The sequence below is a fragment of the Pseudomonas sp. Root329 genome (genome assembly GCF_001424925.1).
GTDB classification, from domain to species: Bacteria; Pseudomonadota; Gammaproteobacteria; order Pseudomonadales; family Pseudomonadaceae; genus Aquipseudomonas; species Aquipseudomonas arabinosi.
Window position 1 is genome coordinate 424,476 of sequence record NZ_LMCV01000001.1, and the last position, 21,663, is coordinate 446,138.

The following is a 21,663-nucleotide window of genomic DNA, read 5'->3' on the forward strand; positions in this document are numbered from 1 at the left end:
CCATGAAGAAAATTATCCACAGCCTCGCGCCCTGGGCGTTACCGGTATTGCTGCTGGCGGTGTGGCAGTTGTCGGTGTCGGCGGGCTGGTTGTCGACACGGATTCTGCCGGCGCCGATGGCGGTCATCGAAGCCGGCGTCAGCCTGGTGCGCAGCGGCGAAATCTGGACGCACCTGGCGATCAGCGGCTGGCGTGCAGCGCTGGGTTTCGCCATCGGCGGCAGCATTGGTCTGACCCTGGGCTTCATCACCGGCTTGTCGAAATGGGGCGAACGCTTGCTCGACAGTTCGGTGCAGATGATCCGCAACGTGCCGCACCTGGCGCTGATTCCACTGGTGATCCTGTGGTTCGGCATCGATGAGTCGGCGAAGATTTTCCTGGTGGCGTTGGGCACGTTATTCCCGATCTACCTCAACACCTATCACGGCATCCGCAACGTCGATCCGGCGTTGGTGGAAATGTCCCGCAGTTATGGCTTGTCCGGTTTCAGCCTGTTCCGTCAGGTGATTCTGCCGGGGGCGCTGCCTTCGATTCTGGTCGGCGTGCGGTTTGCGCTGGGCTTCATGTGGCTGACGTTGATCGTCGCGGAAACCATTTCCGCCAGCTCCGGCATTGGCTACCTGGCAATGAATGCCCGGGAGTTCTTGCAGACCGACGTGGTGGTACTGGCGATTCTCTTGTACGCGGTGCTCGGCAAACTCGCCGACCTCGCGGCCCGTGGACTTGAACGCGTGTGGTTGCGCTGGCACCCGGCCTATCAGGTTGTTAAAGGAGGTGCGGCATGACGGCTCAACAACCTCCGCGCCTGCTGCGCGGGATTCCGCTGGCAGTGCGCAAGCTGCAAAAAACCTTCGGCGCGCGGCAAGTGCTGCGCGAGATCGATCTGCATATCCCGGCCGGTCAGTTTGTCGCCGTGGTCGGTCGGAGCGGTTGCGGCAAAAGTACCTTACTGCGCTTGCTCGCCGGTCTCGACAAACCCACGGGAGGTGAATTGCTCGCGGGCTCTGCGCCGCTCAGTGCGGCGCGGGAAGACACCCGATTGATGTTCCAGGAAGCGCGTTTGCTGCCATGGAAAAAGGTCATCGACAACGTCGGTCTCGGGCTCAAGGGCAACTGGCGTCCGCAAGCGCTGGAAGCGTTGGAGTCGGTCGGTCTGGCCGACCGCGCCAATGAATGGCCGGCCGCCTTGTCCGGTGGCCAGAAGCAACGTGTGGCCCTGGCCCGCGCGCTGATCCATCAACCGCGTTTGCTGTTGCTGGACGAACCGCTGGGTGCGCTGGACGCACTGACCCGAATTGAAATGCAGCAGCTGATCGAACGGCTCTGGCAGAAGCACGGTTTCACCGTGTTGCTGGTTACCCACGATGTCAGTGAAGCGGTGGCGATTGCCGACCGGGTGATCCTGATCGAAGAGGGCGAAGTCGGCCTCGACCTGCACGTTGAGCTGCCGCGCCCTCGGGTTCGCGGCTCTCATCGGCTGGCGGCGCTGGAAACCGAAGTCCTCAATCGCGTGCTGGCGTTGCCCGGCGAACCGCCGGCACCGGAACCTGTTTCACCATTGCCTACGCAATTGCGTTGGGCTCAATAACTCAAGCCTTATCCAACGACAGGAATCAACATCATGACGATCAAAGCCATCAACGTTCGTAACCAGTTCAAAGGCTCCATCAAGGAAATCGTACTCGGCGACGTGCTGTCCGAAATCGACGTACAGACCGCTTCCGGCATCGTCACCTCGGTGATCACCACTCGCTCGGTGAAAGAGCTGGAACTGGTGGTCGGCAGCGAAGTGATCGCATTTGTGAAATCCACCGAGGTGTCGATCGCCAAGTTGTAAGCGCGTGTATTGCGCACAACCCCGGAGGGTCGAGCCCTTCGGGGTTTTTTATGCGTGTGAGTCAGTGAGATCGGCGGTGCGGCCTTCGCGAGCAAGCCCGCTCCCACATTTGATCGGCGTCGGACTCAGGTTTTGCATTCACTGGAGATCTAATGTGGGAGCGGGCTTGCTCGCGAAGGGGCCTGCACGGTCAATAAAGAAATCAGGCTGTAATAGCGCGCTTGGGCAGATAGGGCGGCAAGTACAAACCGATATACGCATCAAACACCCGCATCCCTTCTTCAGCCATGCGAGGCGTGATCTGCCCATGTTGCTGCACCGAGCGCGCATAGACGCGGTCGCCGAGTTCCATGGCCAGGGCAAACACATCAACGTCCGTCGGCAGTCTCGGCAGCTCGAAGTGATGATCGAAGAGTTTGTGCATCAGGTCGCCGAGTTCGATGTCGTGCTGACGGTCGGCCTGGGTAACTTCAGTCAGCCCGTGCTGGGCAAGAATGAGCTGGCGGGCGGCGGCGTCTTCGCTGTAGATCGCGAGCATGCGTTGTTCCACCAGTCGCGACAGATCGCGCCAGCCGTTCAGGGCTTCGTGGTCGATGGGCGCTTGCAGACAGGCACGGAACGCAGCATGGACGTCGGCCGTCAGGGCTTCGAGCAGCGCCGGGACGCTGGCAAAGAAGTGGTAGACGGAGGAGGGCGGGATCTCCGCGCGTTCGGCGACGCTATAGATCGACAGACTGGCCACGCCCTCGGCAGCCAGCAGCGTGCGGGCGGCATCGAGTATTGAATCGATCCGGGCCTGGCTGCGAGCGCGGGGTTTGCGTGGGGTGGCGAGTCGGGTCATTGGTGTCTCCTGCGGGGCAGCGGGCATTGTACGAGGCGAGTTGTGCGTTGTCTTCCCGGCCGCCTTCGCGAGCAAGCCCGCTCCCACATTTGATCTTTGCCGTACACAAACATTATGTTCACTGGAGATCTAATGTGGGAGCGGGCTTGCTCGCGAAGCAGGCGATTCGGTCCAACTGAATTGGCCCATAAAAAAACGCCGCAAGCTGTGAGGCCGGCGGCGTTGTTTTTACTGCAACCGCTTACACGGTATGCAGGTACCAGTTGTACTCAAGGTCGGAGATGGAGTGTTCGAACTCCTCCAGCTCGCTCTCTTTACACGCGACGAAGATATCGATGTATTTCGGATCGATGTACTTGGCCATGACTTCGCTGTCGTCCAGCTCACGCAACGCATCGCGCAGGTTGTTCGGCAGGCTTTGCTCGTTCTGCTCGTAGGAGTTGCCTTCCACGGGTGCGCCCGGCTCGATCTTGTTGGTCAGGCCGTGGTGCACGCCCGCCAGGACCGAAGCCATCAGCAGGTACGGGTTGGCATCGGCACCGGCAACGCGGTGTTCCAGACGGACCGCGTCGGCGGAACCGGTCGGCACACGCACCGCAACAGTACGGTTGTCCAGACCCCAGCACGGGGCATTCGGCACGTAGAACTGTGCGCCGAAACGACGGTAGGAGTTAACGTTCGGGCAGAGGAAAGCCATCTGCGCCGGTAGGGTCTCGAGCACACCGCCGATCGCGTGACGCAGTGCGGCGTTCTGCTCGGGATCCTCACTGGCAAAAATGTTTTTGCCATCTTTATCAAGAATCGAGATGTGGACATGCAGACCGTTGCCCGCCTGGCCCGGGTAAGGCTTGGCCATGAACGTGGTGTCCATTTCATGGTCGTAGGCGATGTTTTTGATCAGACGCTTGAGCAGGACCGCGTAGTCGCAGGCCTTGATCGGGTCGGCAACGTGGTGCAGGTTCACTTCGAACTGCGCCGGGGCACTTTCCTTGACGATCGCGTCGGCAGGGATGCCTTGCTCTTTCGCACCTTCCAGAATGTCCTGGAGGCAGTCGACGTATTCGTCGAGGTCGTCGATCAGGTAAACCTGTGTCGAATGCGGGCGTTTGCCGGAGATTGGCGAGCGAGGCGGTTGTGGGCGACCGTTCACGTTCTCCTGGTCGATCAGGTAGAACTCCAGTTCGAACGCGGCGCAGATGGTCAGACCCATCTCGTCGAACTTGGCAACAACTTGACGCAGTACTTCACGGGGATCCGCGAAGAAAGGTTCACCTTCAAGTTCGTGCATGGTCATTAACAGTTGCGCGGTAGGGCGCTTCTGCCAAGGCTCGTTGCACAGGGTGTCAGGGATTGGATAGCAGATTCGGTCAGCATCGCCGATGTCCAGACCCAGGCCGGTGCTTTCCACCGTCGAGCCATTGATATCCAGAGCAAATAGAGAGGCCGGCAGGTTGATGCCTTTCTCGTAAACCTTGTGGAGGCTGGTGCGTTCAATGCGCTTGCCGCGCACCACACCATTCATATCCGCAATCAGAAGGTCAACGTACAGAACCTCAGGATGTTCCTTAAGGAACGCGTTCGCTTCGTTAAGCTGAACGGCACGCGGGGGTACCGACATGATGCAACACCTTTGTTGTTAAAAATATCAATCATTGATCTCTTCGGATTCCAGTCAACCCGAACGGCATGCCGAAGTCAAGCGAGGCCTTTTTTGCCCTAAAAAAGCACCCTTGGGGCTTTTTTGAGGCACTTTGGGGCGTTTTTATGCCTTTGAACGATTTAGCGCCTGCGGTCTTGAGCGGGCCGTGTTGTATTTTTTACGGGGGTGTTGTGTAAAAAAATGAACAAGGCTAAGCTCGATTCAAACCCATAACACCAATAATACCGGGGTGCTTCATGTCTCGCCTGCCGTTAATCGGCGTCACCGCCTGCTCTAAGCAGATCGGTCTGCATGCGTATCACATCAGTGGCGACAAGTACGTCCGCGCCGTGGCCTCAGCGGCCAAGGGGCTGCCGGTGATTCTTCCGTCCCTGGCCGATTTGCTGGCACCGTCCGATATTCTGGACGGTCTGGATGGCATCCTCTTTACAGGCTCTCCTTCCAATATAGAACCGTTTCACTATAGCGGCCCAGCCAGCGCGCCGGGCACTGCTCATGATTCTGCACGCGATGCCACCACTCTCCCGTTGATCCGCGCCGCCGTCGAGGCCGGCATTCCCGTACTCGGTATTTGCCGCGGCTTCCAGGAAATGAATGTGGCGTTCGGCGGTAGCCTGCATCAAAAAGTCCACGAAGCCGGTCCATTCATGGATCACCGTGAAGACGATAGCCTACCGCTTGAAGGACAGTATGCGCCAAGTCACCCGGTGCACATTCAACCGGGTGGTGTGCTCGCAGGCCTGGGCCTGGCGAGCGAGATACAGGTCAATTCGATTCATGGTCAGGGCGTTGAACGTCTGGCGCCGGGCCTTTGCGTCGAGGCCTTGGCTCCTGACGGGTTGATCGAGGCAGTCTCGGTCCCGCAGGGCAAGGGTTTTGCTTTGGGAGTGCAATGGCATCCCGAATGGCAGGTAAGCTCAAACCCGGATTACCTTGCGATCTTCCAGGCATTTGGCGATGCCTGCCGTAAGCGCGCATTACAACGCGACGCCGATGCGTTAAACAACGCCTGACTTATAAGAGTCAGGAAACCAAGCCTAAGAGGCATTTATGAGTAACAACCTCGACCAGCTCACCGATTGGTTGAAAGACCACAAGATCACAGAAGTCGAATGCATGATCGCCGACTTGACCGGGATCACCCGGGGCAAGATCTCGCCGACCAACAAGTTCATTGCCGAGAAAGGCATGCGCCTGCCCGAGAGCGTTCTGTTGCAGACCGTGACCGGCGACTATGTCGAAGACGACATCTATTACGAACTGCTCGACCCGGCCGACATCGACATGATCTGCCGCCCCGACCAGAACGCGGTATTCCTGGTGCCCTGGGCCATCGAGCCCACCGCTCAGGTGATCCACGACACCTACGACAAGCAAGGCAACCCGATCGAGCTGTCGCCGCGCAACGTGCTCAAAAAGGTGCTGAAACTCTATTCCGACAAGGGCTGGCAGCCGATCGTGGCGCCAGAAATGGAGTTCTACCTGACCAAGCGCTGCGAAGACCCGGACTTCCCGCTGCAACCGCCGATTGGCCGTTCCGGTCGCCCGGAAACCGGTCGCCAGTCCTTCTCGATTGAAGCGGCAAACGAATTCGATCCGCTGTTCGAAGACGTCTACGACTGGTGCGAATTGCAGGAACTGGACCTCGACACGCTGATCCACGAGGACGGCACGGCGCAGATGGAAATCAACTTCCGTCACGGCGATGCCCTGTCCCTGGCCGACCAGATCCTGGTGTTCAAACGGACCATGCGCGAAGCCGCGCTCAAGCACGACGTGGCAGCTACCTTCATGGCCAAGCCCATGACCGGCGAGCCGGGCAGTGCGATGCACTTGCACCAGAGCATCATCGACATCGAGACCGGCAAGAACGTCTTCTCCAACGAAGACGGGACCATGAGCCAGCTATTCCTGAATCACATCGGTGGTTTGCAGAAACTGATCCCCGAGCTGTTGCCGCTGTTCGCCCCGAACGTCAACTCGTTCCGCCGCTTCCTGCCGGACACCTCGGCACCGGTGAACGTGGAGTGGGGCGAAGAGAACCGCACCGTGGGCCTGCGGGTTCCGGATGCCGGGCCGCAAAACCGTCGGGTGGAAAACCGCCTGCCGGGCGCCGACGCCAACCCGTACCTGGCGATTGCCGCGAGCCTGCTCTGCGGTTACATCGGCATGGTCGAAGGCTTGAACCCGAGTGCGCCGGTGGTGGGCCGTGGCTATGAACGCCGCAACCTGCGCCTGCCACTGACCATCGAAGACGCGCTGGAACGCATGGAACACAGCGCGACTATCGAGAAATACCTGGGCAAGAAATTCATCACTGGCTACGTCGCGGTCAAGCGGGCCGAGCATGAAAACTTCAAGCGCGTGATCAGTTCGTGGGAGCGGGAATTCCTGCTCTTCGCCGTCTGATACGCCGGGCGCCGCTGATGTTGGCGGCGCTCTCACTGAAAATCTTAGGAGAATTCGCATGACCAGCAACAACCCGCAAACCCGTGAATGGCAAACCCTGAGCAACGATCACCACCTGGCCCCGTTCAGCGACTTCAAGCAGCTGAAAGAGAAAGGCCCGCGGATCATCACCAACGCCAAGGGCGTTTACCTTTGGGACAGCGAAGGCAACAAGATCCTCGACGGCATGGCCGGCCTGTGGTGCGTAGCCATCGGCTACGGTCGCGATGAACTGGCCGATGCGGCCAGCAAACAAATGCGCGAACTGCCTTACTACAACCTGTTCTTCCAGACGGCTCACCCGCCGGTGCTGGAACTGGCCAAGGCCATCTCCGACATCGCGCCACAAGGCATGAACCACGTGTTCTTCACCGGTTCCGGCTCCGAAGGCAACGACACCATGCTGCGTATGGTTCGCCACTACTGGGCGATCAAGGGCCAGCCGAAGAAGAAAGTCATCATCAGCCGCAAGAACGGTTATCACGGTTCCACCGTGGCCGGCGCGAGCCTGGGTGGCATGACGTACATGCACGAACAAGGCGACTTGCCGATTCCGGGCATCGTCCACATCGCGCAGCCGTACTGGTTCGCTGAAGGCGGCGAGATGACACCGGAAGAATTCGGTATCTGGGCGGCCAATCAGCTGGAAGAGAAGATTCTGGAAGTCGGCGTGGACAACGTCGGTGCCTTTATTGCCGAGCCGATCCAGGGTGCCGGTGGCGTGATCATTCCGCCAGACACCTACTGGCCGCGCATCAAGGAAATCCTCGCCAAGTACGACATTCTGTTCGTGGCTGACGAAGTGATCTGTGGTTTCGGCCGTACCGGGGAGTGGTTCGGTAGCGATTTCTACGACCTCAAACCCGACATGATGACCATCGCCAAAGGCCTGACGTCCGGCTACATCCCTATGGGTGGCCTGATCGTGCGTGACGAAGTGGTTGCGGTGCTCAACGAAGGTGGCGATTTCAACCACGGCTTCACCTATTCCGGCCACCCGGTGGCCGCTGCGGTGGCACTGGAGAACATCCGCATCCTGCGCGAAGAAAAAATTATCGAGCACGTTCATGCAGAAACGGCACCCTATTTGCAAAAGCGTCTACGGGAACTGAACGATCACCCGTTGGTGGGGGAAGTGCGTGGAGTGGGTCTGCTGGGGGCGATCGAGCTGGTGCAGGACAAGGCCACTCGCAAGCGTTACGAAGGCAAGGGCGCCGGCATGATTTGCCGCACGTTCTGCTTCGAAAACGGCCTGATCATGCGCGCCGTCGGCGACACCATGATCATTGCTCCGCCACTGGTGATTACACCGGCTGAAATCGATGAGTTGGTGACCAAGGCACGCAAGTGTCTGGACCTGACCCTGAGTGCATTGCAGGGCTAAGTGCTAGGCTCTGGGCGGGGTGCGAAGTTCGCATTTCGCTCAGCGCAAACAAAGGATGGGGCTTTCCTTGAAAGCCTGCCTTGGATCTTGCCAGACTACCGGTTGTTTCAGATGCCCAGGAAAGGCCGCTGAACACGTGGTTAAAAAGAAAAATTGGAGCATTACCCATGAAGGCATTAGGTATGAAGATAGCTGGCAAGACCCTCCTCGCCATGTCCCTGATGGGCGTGATGGCGGGCGCCGTTCAGGCGGACGATAAAGTTCTTCACGTGTACAACTGGTCCGATTACATCGCACCGGACACCATCGCGAACTTTGAGAAAGAGTCCGGGATCAAGGTGGTGTACGACGTTTTTGATAGCAACGAAACCCTGGAAGCGAAGTTGCTGGCAGGCAAGTCCGGCTACGACATCGTCGTACCGTCGAACAACTTCCTGGCCAAGCAGATCAAGGCCGGCGTTTACCAGAAGCTGGACAAGTCCAAGCTGCCTAACTGGAAAAACCTGAACCCTGACCTGCTCAAAGCGGTTTCGGTAAGTGACCCCGGCAACGAACACGCCTTCCCGTACATGTGGGGTTCGATCGGTATCGGCTTCAACGCCGAGAAGGTCAAGGCTGCACTGGGTGCCGACGCACCGACCAATTCCTGGGACCTGATCTTCAAGCCTGAAAACGCCGCCAAACTGAAGTCGTGCGGTATCAGCCTGCTGGATTCGCCAACCGAGATGATTCCGGCGGCGTTGCACTACCTGGGCCTACCGACCGACAGCCAGAAGAAAGAAGACATCGACAAGGCCGAAGCCCTGCTGCTGAAAGTCCGTCCTTCGATTGCCTACTTCCACTCGTCCAAGTACATCTCCGACCTGGCCAACGGCAACATCTGCGTAGCCGTCGGTTACTCGGGTGACGTCTACCAGGCCAAGTCACGTGCGGCAGAAGCCGGTGACAAGGTCAAAGTCAGCTACAACATTCCGAAAGAAGGTGCAGGCAGCTTCTACGACATGGTCGCCATCCCTAAAGATGCCGAAAACGTCGAAGGCGCCTACAAGTTCATGACTTACCTGCAGAAGCCGGAAGTCATGGCTGCAATCACCAACGCTGTGCGCTTCCCGAACGGTAACGCGGCCGCCACCCCGTTGGTTGATAAAGACATCACCGCTGACCCGGGCATCTACCCGCCGGCGGACGTGCAGGCCAAGTTGTACGCGATTGCCGACTTGCCGGCCGCGACCCAGCGGATCCTGACTCGCAGTTGGACCAAGATCAAATCGGGTAAATAAGTAAAACCCTGTAGCAGCTGCCGCAGGCTGCGTTGAGGTCCGAAGGACCTCCGCTTTTCGACAGCACAACGGCTTCGCAGTTGAACGCAGCCTGCGGCAGCTGCTACAGGGATCTTCATAAAGTTTGCTGGAACGGTTTTTCGAGGGTAAGTTGCGCGCCGGTTTTGTTGCCAGGCAGCCATGGCTGTCATGTAACGCGGGGCAACTTGGGCCCAACTAATTTTAGAGGACCTCCACGTGCCATTTTTTTCTTTGTTGCGCAATGCACTGCTGGTCGGCGCCGGACTGACGCTTGCCGTTAGTGTCCAGGCCGCTGGTACTGTGCATATTTATAATTGGTCGGACTACATCGGTCAGACCACCCTGGCAGACTTCCAGAAAGAAACCGGCATCAAACCGGTGTATGACGTCTTCGACTCTAACGAAACCCTGGAAGGCAAGTTGCTGGCCGGGCGTACCGGTTATGACGTGGTCGTGCCGTCCAACCACTTCCTTGGCAAGCAGATCAAGGCGGGCGCTTTCCAGAAGCTCGACAAGTCGAAACTGACTAACTATGCCAACCTCGACCCGGTGCTGCTCAAGCGCCTGGAGCAAAACGATCCGGGTAACCAGTACGCCGTGCCGTATCTGTGGGGCACCAACGGCATCGGTTACAACGTCGACAAGGTCAAGGCTGTGCTGGGCCTCGACAAGATCGATTCCTGGGATGTGGTGTTCGAGCCGGAAAACATCAAGAAACTGCACAGCTGCGGCGTAGCGTTCCTCGACTCCGCCGATGAAATGATGCCCACGGTCCTCAACTACATGGGCCTGAACGCCAACAGCACCAACCCCGAAGACTATAAAAAGGCCGAAGCCAAGTTGCTGGCGGTGCGGCCTTACGTGACCTATTTCCACTCGTCCAAATACATCGCGGACCTGGCCAACGGCGATATCTGCGTGGCGATCGGTTTTTCCGGCGACATGTTCCAGGCCAAGGCCCGCGCGGCTGAAGCCGGTAAAGGCATGAACATCGCCTACTCGATTCCGAAAGAGGGCGGCGCGCTCTGGTTCGACATGCTGGCGATCCCCAAGGATGCGGCCAACGTCAAGGACGCCCATGCCTTCATCAACTATTTGCTGAAGCCTGAGGTGATCGCCCAGGTCAGTGATTACGTGGGTTACGCCAACCCTAACCCAGGGTCGGACAAGCTGATGGAACAGTCCATTCGCACCGACGAATCGGTTTATCCACCGCAAGCCGTCCTCGACAAGACTTACGTGTCTATCGAGTTACCACCAAACATTCAACGTTTGATGACCCGCAGCTGGACCAAGGTCAAGTCGGGTAAATAGCTTCAAGGCTCAAACTATCCAAGGTTGGCTCACCTTGAGCGAACTGCACTCTTTTTTTCTGGGAGTTTCGTAAATGGCAGTTGCCTCCGGCGCCTATAAGAAAGCCCTCGAGGGCGACCAATCACCTAAACAGGTGTTGGTCAAAATCGACCGGGTCACGAAGAAGTTCGACGAGACGATTGCCGTGGACGATGTGTCCCTGGAAATCAAGAAAGGCGAGATTTTCGCCCTGCTCGGCGGTTCGGGATCGGGCAAATCCACGTTGCTGCGCATGCTCGCAGGCTTCGAACGGCCCACGGAGGGGCGCATTTTCCTCGACGGCGTAGACATCACCGACATGCCGCCGTACGAGCGGCCGATCAACATGATGTTCCAGTCCTACGCCTTGTTCCCGCACATGACCGTGGCGCAGAACATCGCCTTCGGCCTCAAACAGGACAAGATCCCCGCCGCTGAAGTCGATGCGCGCGTGGCCGACATGCTCAAGCTTGTACAGATGAGCCAGTACGCCAAACGCAAACCGCATCAGTTGTCCGGTGGTCAGCGTCAGCGAGTGGCCCTGGCGCGTTCGTTGGCCAAGCGACCAAAGCTGTTGCTGCTCGACGAGCCGATGGGTGCTCTGGACAAGAAGCTGCGTTCGCAAATGCAGCTTGAGCTTGTCGAGATCATCGAGCGGGTCGGCGTAACCTGCGTCATGGTGACCCACGACCAGGAAGAGGCCATGACCATGGCCGAGCGCATCGCGATCATGCACCTGGGCTGGATCGCCCAGATCGGCAGCCCGATCGACATCTACGAAACCCCGACCAGCCGCCTGGTCTGCGAGTTCATCGGCAACGTCAACATCTTCGACGGCGAAGTGATCGACGACGCTGAAGGTCACGCGACCATCACCTGCAAGGACCTGGACCGCCAGATTTACGTGGGCCACGGCATCAGCACGTCGGTGCAGGACAAATCCGTGACCTACGCGATCCGTCCGGAAAAACTGCTGGTGACGCCGACCATGCCGACCTGCGAATACAACTGGTCCAGCGGCAAGGTGCACGACATCGCCTACCTCGGCGGCCACTCGGTGTTCTACGTCGAACTGCCGAGCGGCAAGATCGTCCAGTCTTTCGTCGCCAACGCCGAGCGCCGCGGTCAGCGCCCAACCTGGGGTGACCAGGTGTACGTGTATTGGGAAGACGACAGCGGCGTGGTACTTCGCTCATGAACATGCGCAAATTCAAACGTCGACTCAGTCGAATAATTCCCGGTGGCCGCCAGTTGGTCATCGGGGTTCCGTTCATCTGGCTGTTCATGTTCTTCATGTTGCCGTTCTTCATCGTACTGAAGATCAGTTTCGCCGAAGCCGACGTTGCCATTCCGCCGTACACCGAGATCTACAGCTACCTCGACCAAAAAGTGCAGTTGCTGCTTAACCTGAGCAACTACGCGATGCTGGCCGGCGACGAGTTGTACATTGCCGCTTACCTCGGCTCGTTGAAGATGGCGCTGATCAGCACCGTCCTCTGTTTGCTGATCGGCTACCCGATGGCCTACGCCATTGCCAGTGCCCGCAAAGAGCTGCAAACGGTACTCGTGCTGCTGATCATGATGCCGACCTGGACCGCGATCCTGATCCGCGTTTACGCGTGGATGGGCATCCTCAGCAACAACGGTCTACTCAATGGTTTCCTGATGAGCATGGGCTGGATCGACGAACCGCTGCAGATCCTCAACACCAACCTCGCGGTGTACATCGGCGTTGTTTATTCGTACCTGCCGTTCATGATCCTGCCGCTCTATGCCAACCTGGTGAAGCACGACAACAGCCTGCTGGAAGCCGCATCTGATCTGGGTTCGAGCACCTTCAACAGCTTCTGGAAGATCACCATTCCACTGTCCAAGAACGGCATCGTCGCGGGCTGCATGCTGGTGTTCATTCCGGTGGTGGGCGAGTTCGTGATCCCGGAACTGCTTGGCGGTCCGGAAACCCTGATGATCGGTAAAGTGCTCTGGCAAGAGTTCTTCAACAACCGTGACTGGCCGGTGGCGTCTGCCCTGGCGGTGGTGATGCTGGCGATCCTGATTGTGCCGATCATCCTGTTCAACCGCAGTCAGGCCAAAGAAATGGAGGGTAAAGAATGAAGCGCTTCCGTTTCTCAAGCTTGATGCTGGTGCTGGGTTTGCTGTTCATCTACGCGCCGATGCTGATCCTGGTGATCTACTCGTTCAACGCCTCCAAACTGGTGACGGTGTGGGGCGGCTGGTCGATCAAGTGGTACGTCGGCTTGATGGACAACACTCAACTGATGGGCTCGGTGGTGCGCTCGCTGGAAATCGCCTGCTACACGGCGGTGGCGGCGGTGGCGCTGGGTACATTGGCCGCGTTCGTCCTGACCCGTATCACCCGCTTCAAAGGTCGCACGCTGTTCGGCGGCCTGGTTACCGCGCCGCTGGTGATGCCTGAAGTGATCACCGGTTTGTCGCTGTTGCTGCTGTTCGTGGCGATGGCGCAGATGATCGGTTGGCCGCAGGAACGCGGCATCATCACCATCTGGATCGCTCACACCACGTTCTGTGCGGCGTATGTGGCGGTGGTGGTCTCGGCGCGCTTGCGTGAGCTGGACTTGTCCATCGAAGAAGCGGCCATGGACCTCGGTGCGCGGCCGTGGAAGGTGTTCTTCCTGATCACCATCCCGATGATCGCGCCATCGTTGGGGGCCGGCGGCATGATGTCGTTTGCCCTGTCCCTGGATGACCTGGTGTTGGCGAGCTTCGTGTCCGGTCCGGGTTCGACGACCCTGCCGATGGAAGTGTTCTCGGCGGTACGTCTGGGCGTGAAACCCGAGATCAACGCTGTGGCCAGTCTGATTCTGCTGGCGGTATCGCTGATGACCTTCCTGGTCTGGTTCTTCAGCCGTCGCGCCGAAGAAAGTCGCAAACGTGCGATTCAGCAGGCGATCGAAGAAGGCGCTGCCGACTCCTGGAAACAACCGGACGTGCGTCGCGCCCAGGCGCCAGAAGCGGCTTGAAGTAATGCCGGGTTGACCACAACAGTGTGGCCAACCCAGATCCATTGTGGGAGCGGGCTTGCTCGCGAAGACGGACTGACATTCAACATCCATGTTGACTGACACACCGCTTTCGCGAGCAAGCCCGCTCCCACATTGGTTTATGCGACCCAAGGGGATTTGCGGATGATCTCGACGAAGTTCATCGGCTTGAAACCCGGCTCGCTGTCGACCAGCACATCCGCGTTTACGGTGCCGAAAGTGGTGTCCGGCTTGTGTTTGAAGCCATTGGCGAACGCACACAGGATGCACTCCTTGAACCCTTCGCCACGCGGGTGGGCATGCACCACTTCTTCGCGTTGCGCGCTGGGGAACGCTGCGTAATCGATGCCCAGCACATCCATTTCAACGCCGGCAGTGACTAACGCTACGTTAGGACGCAAATGTTGCGGCACGCCCGGTGTGGTGTGCAGAGCAATCGACAACCACACTTGCTCGATATCATCGTCGGACAAACCGTAAGGCTTGAGGAATGCTTTGGCGGCGTTGGCGCTATCGACTTCGAAGCGCTCGTCGTCAGTGCGATGACCTTCCACCAGACCCAAGTCATGGAACATCGCGCCGACGTACAGCAGTTCGGGGTTGTAGGCCAGTTGCTTGCGTTCACCGCTCAAGGCACCGAACAGAAACACCCGGCGCGAGTGGTGGTACAACAGGTCTGATTCGACGTCACGAATGTATTCTGTGGTGGCCTTGGCCAACGCGCTGTCGGGGATTTTGATGCCGGCGATGGTGCTGCTCATGGTGCTGTCCTCGTGGGGAACGCCGTGGCGGCGCTGATGGGTTCAGTCTGTCCGCCCCTCCGAAACCGGACAATCGATCCATGGCTGCGATCCCGGCCAATGAGCATGCATATCGCGCCAACCTCGCTTGTTGGGCGCGGATTGGCTAGGGTTGAACCAGATAATCCGGGATGTACGCCGACTTTCATTTCAATACCTGGAAGGCGAATCTTGCCATGAGTAAAACCGTTGCCATCGTGGTGTTCGCAGGCGTTCAGTCTCTGGACGTCACCGGTCCCATGGATGTGTTTTGCGAAGCCAATCGTTTCCTTGAGCCGGCAGATCACTATCGACTGGAGGTGATCGGCGTCGAGCGCGGGGTGATGGCGTGTTCCAACGGTTTGTCACTCAATGCCCATCGGCATTTCAGTGAAGCACTGGAGGCCTATGACTTGCTGCTGGTGGCCGGTGGGCCGCAGTTGCCGTTCATGGATTTCGGTGCGGCATTCGATGCCTGGCTGCGCGATGCCTGCGCGCAGGCGCAACGCTTTGGTTCGATCTGCAACGGCGCGTTCATGCTCGCCAGGGCCGGGTTGCTGGAAGGGCGAACGGTCACCACCCACTGGGGTGACGCCGCGGCGCTGGCGCAGTTGTGCCCCTCGACTCAGGTCGAGGCGGATCGCCTTTACGTGGAGGACGGCGAGCTCTACACCTCGGCGGGTGTCACGGCGGGGATTGATCTGTCGCTGTACTTGTTGGCCAGGGATCACGGGCCGGAAGTCGCATTGAGCGTGGCAAAGCGACTGGTGGTGTTCACTCAGCGCTCGGGCGGGCAGTCTCAGTTCAGCCCATTCCTCACGCCACACGCCGAGCCCACTTCGGCCGTGGCGTTGGTGCAGCTCTACGTGTTGGCCAACCTGACGGGCGACCTGGCAATTGCCGACCTGGCCAACGCCGCCAACATGAGCGCCCGCAACTTTTCACGGGTGTTTGCCAAAGAGGCGAAAGTCACCCCGGCGGAGTTCGTCGAACGGGCCAGGGTGGATGCGGCGCGGGTGCTGCTTGAAAGCACCCACTCGCCGCTGAAGACCGTGGCCTATCAGTGCGGGTTTCGCGATGCCCAGCACATGCGCAGTGTGTTCAACCGCAGGCTGGGGGTGACGCCGCAGCAGTTCAGGCTGAACTTTGCGGCGATGGTTTGACCTGACATTTTTGTCGTCTGTCAGGACCTCTTCGCGAGCAAGCCCGCTCCCACAGTTGACCGAGTTGTCCAGGCAGACACGGTTAAATGTGGGAGCGGGCTTGCTCGCGAAGGCGTCAGCCCGGCCAACGGAAATCTATTGAGCCGCACGCGCCGGCAACAGCTTCAACGTACTCCGGGTGTTGGCCGTGACTTCTTCGTCGTTGAGATGCGCCTGGTAGTAGATCCCTTCGATATACGCCTCAGCCTGGTCGTCATAGTGGCTGTCGAACGGCACGCCGCTCTGGCCGACCGGGTTGACGGTCAGGCTGTGGGTCGGGTCGGCGAAGTCGATCAGGCGGCGGGTCGAGGGACCATAAGTTACTGGCCACGGCGCCGGGCCGATTTTGGCCGAGAGGTTGTTTGGTACTTCGTGAGTGCCAGGTGCCGCGAACGGGCCGACATTGAAGATCCGGTCCAGCGGCTTTTGCTGCCCCAGCGGATGGCCATGCGTCAGCGTGTGCGCCTTGCCCCACTGCCATTGCGCGAAATCGGCGCCGAGGGTGGTTTTGAGGTGAGCAATGCTCGCCTGCCACGCAACCTTGACCGTATCGGCGCGGGTTTCCTTGCCGAGGGTGTTGCGGTTGTCCCACCACGGCGAATCGGCCGTCGCGGCCAGGCGAGGCAGTGCGGAATCGATCACCCGGGTCGACAGCAACGTCTCGAAGAAGTCATTGCCCAGTTCATCGTGCATCGTCGCGTCAGCCAGGTTGAACAGGAACTGGTTGAACAGCGTGGCGCTGGTGGAATCGAGCGGGTAGTCGCCTTTCCACTGGGCCAATTGCTCAACCAGTTTGAGCTCGGCGGGATCGCTCACCACCTCACGCAATACCGGCAACAACGGCGCCAACAGCCGCGGGCCGTAAGCGGTGGTGGTGCCCAGTTGCAGCTTCTGGCTGGCGTCCAGATCCCACTTGATGGTTTTGTCGCTGAGCTGGCGATTGAGTTGCTGACCACGATCGGCCAGGTTGTAGTAACCGGGAATCTCCATGCCGGTCGGCGACACCGGCTGGAAGTTGGCCGAGACGATGTAACCGCGTGCCGGGTTCTCTTCCTGTGGATTGGCGCTGAACGGGTAGAAACCTTCCTTGTCCGCGTCGGCGGTGCTGCCATCGAGAATGAACCCCGGACGCACACCCGCCGGACGTTTTGGCAGTTGTGCCGCTGCCCACCAGCCGATGTCGCCCTTGGCGTTGGCCCAGACGATGTTCAGGCCCGGCGCCTGAACCTTTGCGGAGGCACTGCGCGCCTTGGCCAGGGTGTCGGCGCGGTTGAGCTGGTAGAAGCCCTCAAGGATCGGATTCTGGCTTTCGAGAAAACCCCACCACATGGCGATCGGCGTTTTTCCGACGCCGCTGCCCAGCGCATCGTTGACGATCGGTCCGTGGGGTGACTGGCGCAACACCAGTGTCACCGGTGCCTGGCCCTTGACCGCAATCTGCTGTTCGCTGGTCACCATGTCCACCCACTTGCCGCGATACCAGACCTGATTGGGATTGTCCGGGTTGACCTTTTCGGCGATCAGATCGAGGTCGTCGTTCTGGAACATGGTGATGCTCCAGCCGAAGTCGCGGTTCATCCCGAGGGAGGCGAACGGCATCAATGCCTGATAGTGGCCGTAGAGCTCAAAACCCGGCGCCGAGAGCTGCGCTTCATACCACACCGACGGCGCGGAAAAACGGATATGCGGGTCACCGGCCAACAGCGGTTTACCACTTTTGGTCCGACTGCCGGAGACGGCCCAGGCGTTACTGCCCTCGAACTGCGGTAAGCCGTTGTCGGCGAGTGCCTGTTCGCTGAGTCGGGCGAGGGCGTTGAGGTCTTTCCAGTCGGTACTGGCGAGGGGCGGCAAGGCACCGCTGCGGTTTTTCGCCAGCACGCCCTTGGGCTGCCAGTCGAGATCGAAGACGTTCAGGTAGTTGGCGCCCAACTGATCGCGCACGTAGGTCAGCAACGGTTCGGTGCGAAACGCTGCGGCAAAACTGTAGGCCATGTAACCGGTGATGCTGATGGTGTCCAGAGCGGTGAATGGGCGCTTGGGGATGCCCAGTACATCAAACTCCGCAGGTTTTGGGTGGCTGTCCTGATACTGGTTGATGCCATCCAGATAGGCTTGCATGGCGATAAAGGCCGGCGACTGTTTGTCCATGTTCGCCAGGTAGGTGTCGGCGCGTTCGCGAATGCGCAGGCTGCGCATCAGCTTGTCGGTGTCGAGCAGTTTCGGGCCCAGTACCTCGGCCAGCTCGCCGCGGGCGAGGCGACGCAGGACTTCCATCTGAAACAGCCGGTCCTGGGCGTGCACGTACCCGAGGGCGCGGTACAGGTCGGTTTCGTTCTCGGCGCGGATGTGCGGGATGCCGCGCTCGTCGTAGCGCACGGTGACCGAACCTTGCAGGTGTTGCAGCTCCACCATGCCCTGGCGTGACGGCTGCTTGCTGTAGACGTACCAACCTGCACCTGCGGCGAGCGCAACAATCAGCAGGGCGAGAACGGTCAGGCTACGTTTCATGGTGATTCCTTGTTGTTATCAGTGGCTGCAGTTCCCTGGCGCCACTGTTTAACACGGCTTGCCGACATGGCCATCGCACTTAGGAGGGATTCGCGTCTCCTGTCAGCCTTACTTCACTGCGTCGACAGGCCACGGGCAGTAACAACCCACGGCCAGTGTGTGCGTGGCATTCACCGCGCGGCCTTCGCTCAACGCTTGCAGAATCGGTTCAATAAAGCTGTTGTTCGAATTGCAGGTCAGGCCTTCGCTGTACGGGCCGAAATACGCCAGTTTGCCGCTGCGATCCCAGATCGCCACGGCCGGGCTGGCGGGGATCTGTTCGGAGCCTGGCAGGACGGCGATGCTTTTCAGGTTGCTTAAGGTGCTCGGTAACTGCCCGTGGCTGCCCGGCTTTTGTACCGCATAAAACTCCACGCCTTGCGGTGCATAGTGCTCTACCAGTTCGCTCAGGTGTTGTTGGTTACCGACGTTGCACGGGCAGGCCGGGTCCCAGAAGTGCACGAGGCGGATGGCTCCGGGGCCGGCGAGATTGTCGGGCAGGCGCAGCGGGTCGCCGGAGAACACCGCGGTGTGCTCGCTGAACGCTCGCAGGTAGCGGCCTTGAAACCAGTCGTAGGCAACCCACAGCGCGCCGGCACACACGAGGGCGAGCAGGCTGGCAAGCAGTGTGGCGCGGTAGGGCGAGCGCATGGATTTCAGTCCTCGAAGGTGCGCTAGCTTGCCATGCTTGCCCCAACAGATGAATATCGCAGGCCTATAAAGTCCGTTTCGCGTTCTGGAATTGCTCATGTCTGCCACTTTCGACTCCGATCATCTGCGTGCCAGCCTGCGGCCGCTGGCCGACTGGCAGCCGCTGTCGGTAGAAGCGCTGGCTTACCAGCGTTTCTACGGGCTGGATTTTGCGGGGCGTAACGTGCGCAGTGGCCTTGGGCGTTTCGCGGTCGATGGTTATGAAGTGGTCAGCCAGGTCTGGTGGCCCGAGCGGGCGAAGGCGACGCTGTTTTTGTTCCATGGTTTTTACGATCACACCGGGCTTTACCGGCATGTAATCGAGTGGGCGCTGGATCAGAATTTTGCGGTGATTGCCTGCGACCTGCCGGGACACGGGTTGTCCAGTGGCGAACGGGCCAGCATCAAGGATTTCACCGAGTATCAGGACACGCTGCAAGGGTTGTTCACCGAAGCACAATCCCTCGATCTACCGCAGCCGTGGCACCTGTGCGGGCAAAGCACTGGCGGCGCGATCGTGATCGATCATGTGCTCAATCAGGGCGCCAGCAGTCCGGCCCAGGGCCAGGTCATTCTGCTGTCGCCGTTGGTAAGGCCGCGGGCCTGGGGTTGGTCGCAACTCAGCTATTACCTGCTCAAGCCTTTCGTCAAAGCCATCGCCCGGCGCTTCAGCGAGAACTCCAACGACCCGGATTTTCTGCCCTTCCTGCAAGCGGACCCGTTGCAGCCGCTCCGTTTGCCGACCGCCTGGGTCGGTGCGCTGGCGCGCTGGATCAAGCGCATCGAAGCCGCACCGTACAGCATGCGGCGACCGCTGATTGTGCAGGGGCAGGCGGACATGACCGTGGATTGGGAGCATAACCTTGAAGTATTGCGGGGCAAGTTCGATCGGCCGCAGGTGCTGATGTTGCCTGAGGCGCGGCATCACCTGGCGAATGAGACGCTGGCGTTGCGGCGGGAGTATTTCGGGTTTTTGACGAAGCTGATCAAGGGCAGGAATCTCTAGCGTCTGTGGCGGCCCCTTCGCGAGCAAGCCCGCTCCCACAGTGACCGAGTTGCTCAGACGTACTCGGTCACCTGTGGGAGCGGGCTTGCTCGCGAAGGGGCCCTTTCAGGCGCCGAATATCACTGGCGAAGACTTGAAGTATCCTGCCCCACCGCCAACCCCGCGCGAATCGCCGCCAACGCTGCCTGGTAATAAGCCTTGCCCTCGGTGGACTCGGCGAAGGTCGCGAACTCTTCCAATTCTTCATCCGACAGGTCGCGATAGACATACAGCAGCGTGTTGTTCAGGTCGCTGCCGATCTGGTCCATCAAGCGCTGCCGCTGACCGTTCAACATGCCTTGAGCCTGACCACCGCCGAGCAGGCCAGGGATCATCGAACTGAGGCTGTCGGCCGCGACGCCGGCAATCGCCAGGCTGACTTCCGCGCCAGCCTCGCGAGCGGGTAGGGCTTGGGCCAGATGGCCGATGATCAGCATACGGCTGTCGCTGGCCTGGATCTTGGGCAAACCCTTGGCGTTTTTTGCCAACTGATCGCGACGGGTCGCGAGCAATTCGGCGGCCACGATTTTCTTGCCCAAGGGTGACTGAAAGAACGTCAGCGCGGGTTTCGGGTCGGCGAGGGTCTTGCGTAATTGCGCTTCGGCGCGCTGGTCGACGGCCTGGGGGGCAAAGCGCTGATTGCTGTTATTCACCAGCGCCTGGAACACTGCCGGCGGCAGGCTGTTCTGGTACCGCTGCTGAGCGGCCGAAAGAGCGTCGTTGAAATGCGCGCGTTGTTCTGGCCAACCGGCGACCTTGTACAACTGGTCGTGGCCGTCTGCCCACGCGGGCAATACACAGAACATCAACAGTGAAAAAAGCAAACGGCGCATAGGGACTCCTGTCAGCAGGCGACTATTCTCCGTGTGGCATTCGTCCTTGTCGAGAATTCGTATCAACCCGCTGCGCGGCTCTGTCGGATTTTCAGGCACAGGAATACTATGCGCGGCATGCGAATACCCTCTGATCACCCGCTGCTGTTACGTATCGTCGACGACCTGGCTGAGCACGGGTGGTCGCAGCAGAATATTTTCCTTCCTCTGGGTCTGACCCGGGAACTGGCGGCTGAGTGCCGTAAACGTGCTGCCGAGGGCGAATTGGCCCCGGCTGCCGTGGGTCGAGGGGCAACATCCGAGATTCGCGAGGGGATTCGCGGCGACCATATCCAGTGGATCGAGCCCGGCCAGGCGTTGGCGTGCGACAGCTATCTGGATTTGATGGACAGCCTGCGCGAGACAATGAATCGCGGTTTGTTCCTGGGCCTTGAAGATTTCGAAAGCCATTTCGCGCTGTACCCACCCGGCGCGTTCTACCTCAAGCATGTCGACCGTTTCCGCGACGACGACCGACGCATGGTGTCGGCGGTGGTCTATCTCAATGACGACTGGCTGCCCGAGCACGGCGGCCAGTTGCGCATGTACCTGGATGAAAGCGTCGAACATGAAGTGGTGCCCACCGGCGGATGCCTGGTGGTGTTCCTGTCGGGTGAAGTGCCCCACGAAGTCCTGCCCGCGACCCGGGATCGCCTGTCGTTGACCGGCTGGTTCCGGCGGCGTGGCAACGAGCCGTTCTGA

20 protein-coding genes are annotated in these 21,663 nt (G+C 59.6%); 14 read left to right on the forward strand and 6 right to left on the reverse strand.

Annotated features, from left to right (window positions below; genetic code table 11):
- The first annotated feature begins 2 nt into the window (after window positions 1–2).
- From ssuC to ASC74_RS01965, 3 genes are read left to right on the forward strand one after another with little or no spacing between them, the layout of a single operon-like run.
- Complete coding sequence (ssuC, locus tag ASC74_RS01955) at window positions 3–785, forward strand: aliphatic sulfonate ABC transporter permease SsuC (RefSeq protein ID WP_056738824.1); 783 nt, start codon at window positions 3–5, stop codon at window positions 783–785.
- A complete protein-coding gene (gene ssuB / locus ASC74_RS01960) occupies window positions 782–1,588 on the forward strand; it encodes an aliphatic sulfonates ABC transporter ATP-binding protein (RefSeq protein ID WP_056738825.1) in 807 nt (268 codons plus the stop codon). Before ssuC ends, ssuB begins: the two co-directional genes overlap by 4 nt.
- A 33-nt stretch (window positions 1,589–1,621) precedes the next feature.
- The gene (locus ASC74_RS01965) at window positions 1,622–1,837 is read left to right on the forward strand and encodes a TOBE domain-containing protein (RefSeq protein WP_003229256.1); all 216 of its coding nucleotides are present in this window, start codon (window positions 1,622–1,624) and stop codon (window positions 1,835–1,837) included.
- 202 nt (window positions 1,838–2,039) lie between these two features.
- Here the strand turns inward: ASC74_RS01965 and ASC74_RS01970 are convergent, their stop codons facing one another.
- Window positions 2,040–2,678 carry a TetR/AcrR family transcriptional regulator gene (locus ASC74_RS01970; RefSeq protein WP_056738828.1) on the reverse strand — a complete coding sequence of 213 codons (639 nt, stop codon included), beginning with the start codon at window positions 2,676–2,678 and terminating at the stop codon, window positions 2,040–2,042.
- Window positions 2,679–2,919: 241 nt separating this feature from the next.
- Window positions 2,920–4,296, reverse strand: coding sequence for a glutamine synthetase family protein (locus ASC74_RS01975; RefSeq protein WP_008150449.1), 1,377 nt, complete (start codon window positions 4,294–4,296; stop codon window positions 2,920–2,922).
- Window positions 4,297–4,574: 278 nt separating this feature from the next.
- Between ASC74_RS01975 and ASC74_RS01980 the strand changes: the two genes are divergently transcribed.
- From ASC74_RS01980 to ASC74_RS02015, 8 genes are all read left to right on the forward strand, one after another.
- Window positions 4,575–5,351 carry a gamma-glutamyl-gamma-aminobutyrate hydrolase family protein gene (locus ASC74_RS01980; protein WP_046045151.1) on the forward strand — a complete coding sequence of 259 codons (777 nt, stop codon included), beginning with the start codon at window positions 4,575–4,577 and terminating at the stop codon, window positions 5,349–5,351.
- A 37-nt stretch (window positions 5,352–5,388) separates the two neighbouring features.
- Window positions 5,389–6,747, forward strand: a complete 1,359-nt coding sequence (locus tag ASC74_RS01985; RefSeq protein WP_056738830.1) for a glutamine synthetase family protein — start codon at window positions 5,389–5,391, stop codon at window positions 6,745–6,747.
- A gap of 58 nt (window positions 6,748–6,805) precedes the next feature.
- Entirely contained in the window at window positions 6,806–8,170 is a 1,365-nt protein-coding gene (locus tag ASC74_RS01990) for an aspartate aminotransferase family protein (protein ID WP_056738832.1), read from the forward strand.
- Between the two features lie 182 nt (window positions 8,171–8,352).
- Window positions 8,353–9,450: a polyamine ABC transporter substrate-binding protein gene (locus tag ASC74_RS01995; protein ID WP_046045154.1), complete on the forward strand. Its 1,098-nt coding sequence runs from the start codon at window positions 8,353–8,355 to the stop codon at window positions 9,448–9,450.
- Between the two features lie 237 nt (window positions 9,451–9,687).
- Window positions 9,688–10,785, forward strand: a complete 1,098-nt coding sequence (locus tag ASC74_RS02000) for a polyamine ABC transporter substrate-binding protein (RefSeq protein ID WP_056738834.1) — start codon at window positions 9,688–9,690, stop codon at window positions 10,783–10,785.
- A gap of 73 nt (window positions 10,786–10,858) precedes the next feature.
- Entirely contained in the window at window positions 10,859–12,001 is a 1,143-nt protein-coding gene (locus ASC74_RS02005) for an ABC transporter ATP-binding protein (protein WP_046045156.1), read from the forward strand.
- Between the two features lie 35 nt (window positions 12,002–12,036).
- A complete protein-coding gene (locus ASC74_RS02010; RefSeq protein WP_177338826.1) occupies window positions 12,037–12,918 on the forward strand; it encodes an ABC transporter permease subunit in 882 nt (293 codons plus the stop codon).
- Window positions 12,915–13,805, forward strand: coding sequence for an ABC transporter permease subunit (locus ASC74_RS02015; protein WP_046045158.1), 891 nt, complete (start codon window positions 12,915–12,917; stop codon window positions 13,803–13,805). The genes ASC74_RS02010 and ASC74_RS02015 overlap by 4 nt, the downstream gene beginning before the upstream one ends.
- Window positions 13,806–13,945: 140 nt before the next feature.
- On the opposite strand, the gene ASC74_RS02020 is transcribed toward ASC74_RS02015, so the two are convergent.
- Complete coding sequence (locus tag ASC74_RS02020; protein ID WP_046045159.1) at window positions 13,946–14,587, reverse strand: HD domain-containing protein; 642 nt, start codon at window positions 14,585–14,587, stop codon at window positions 13,946–13,948.
- 215 nt (window positions 14,588–14,802) lie between these two features.
- Here ASC74_RS02020 and ASC74_RS02025 point away from each other — a divergent pair, with 215 nt between their 5' ends.
- Window positions 14,803–15,768 carry a GlxA family transcriptional regulator gene (locus tag ASC74_RS02025; RefSeq protein WP_056739111.1) on the forward strand — a complete coding sequence of 322 codons (966 nt, stop codon included), beginning with the start codon at window positions 14,803–14,805 and terminating at the stop codon, window positions 15,766–15,768.
- 135 nt (window positions 15,769–15,903) lie between these two features.
- Here the strand turns inward: ASC74_RS02025 and ASC74_RS02030 are convergent, their stop codons facing one another.
- Together ASC74_RS02030 and ASC74_RS02035 are read right to left on the reverse strand one after the other, a co-directional pair.
- Window positions 15,904–18,315: a penicillin acylase family protein gene (locus ASC74_RS02030; RefSeq protein ID WP_056738838.1), complete on the reverse strand. Its 2,412-nt coding sequence runs from the start codon at window positions 18,313–18,315 to the stop codon at window positions 15,904–15,906.
- A gap of 108 nt (window positions 18,316–18,423) precedes the next feature.
- Window positions 18,424–19,005, reverse strand: coding sequence for a DUF6436 domain-containing protein (locus ASC74_RS02035; RefSeq protein ID WP_056738840.1), 582 nt, complete (start codon window positions 19,003–19,005; stop codon window positions 18,424–18,426).
- A 97-nt stretch (window positions 19,006–19,102) separates the two neighbouring features.
- On the opposite strand from ASC74_RS02035, the gene ASC74_RS02040 reads away from it, so the two are divergent.
- Complete coding sequence (locus ASC74_RS02040; RefSeq protein WP_056738842.1) at window positions 19,103–20,050, forward strand: alpha/beta hydrolase; 948 nt, start codon at window positions 19,103–19,105, stop codon at window positions 20,048–20,050.
- 119 nt (window positions 20,051–20,169) lie between these two features.
- Here ASC74_RS02040 and ASC74_RS02045 read toward each other — a convergent pair whose 3' ends face one another.
- Window positions 20,170–20,922: a DUF2059 domain-containing protein gene (locus ASC74_RS02045; protein ID WP_056738844.1), complete on the reverse strand. Its 753-nt coding sequence runs from the start codon at window positions 20,920–20,922 to the stop codon at window positions 20,170–20,172.
- 108 nt (window positions 20,923–21,030) lie between these two features.
- Between ASC74_RS02045 and ASC74_RS02050 the strand changes: the two genes are divergently transcribed.
- A complete protein-coding gene (locus ASC74_RS02050; RefSeq protein ID WP_056738845.1) occupies window positions 21,031–21,663 on the forward strand; it encodes a 2OG-Fe(II) oxygenase in 633 nt (210 codons plus the stop codon).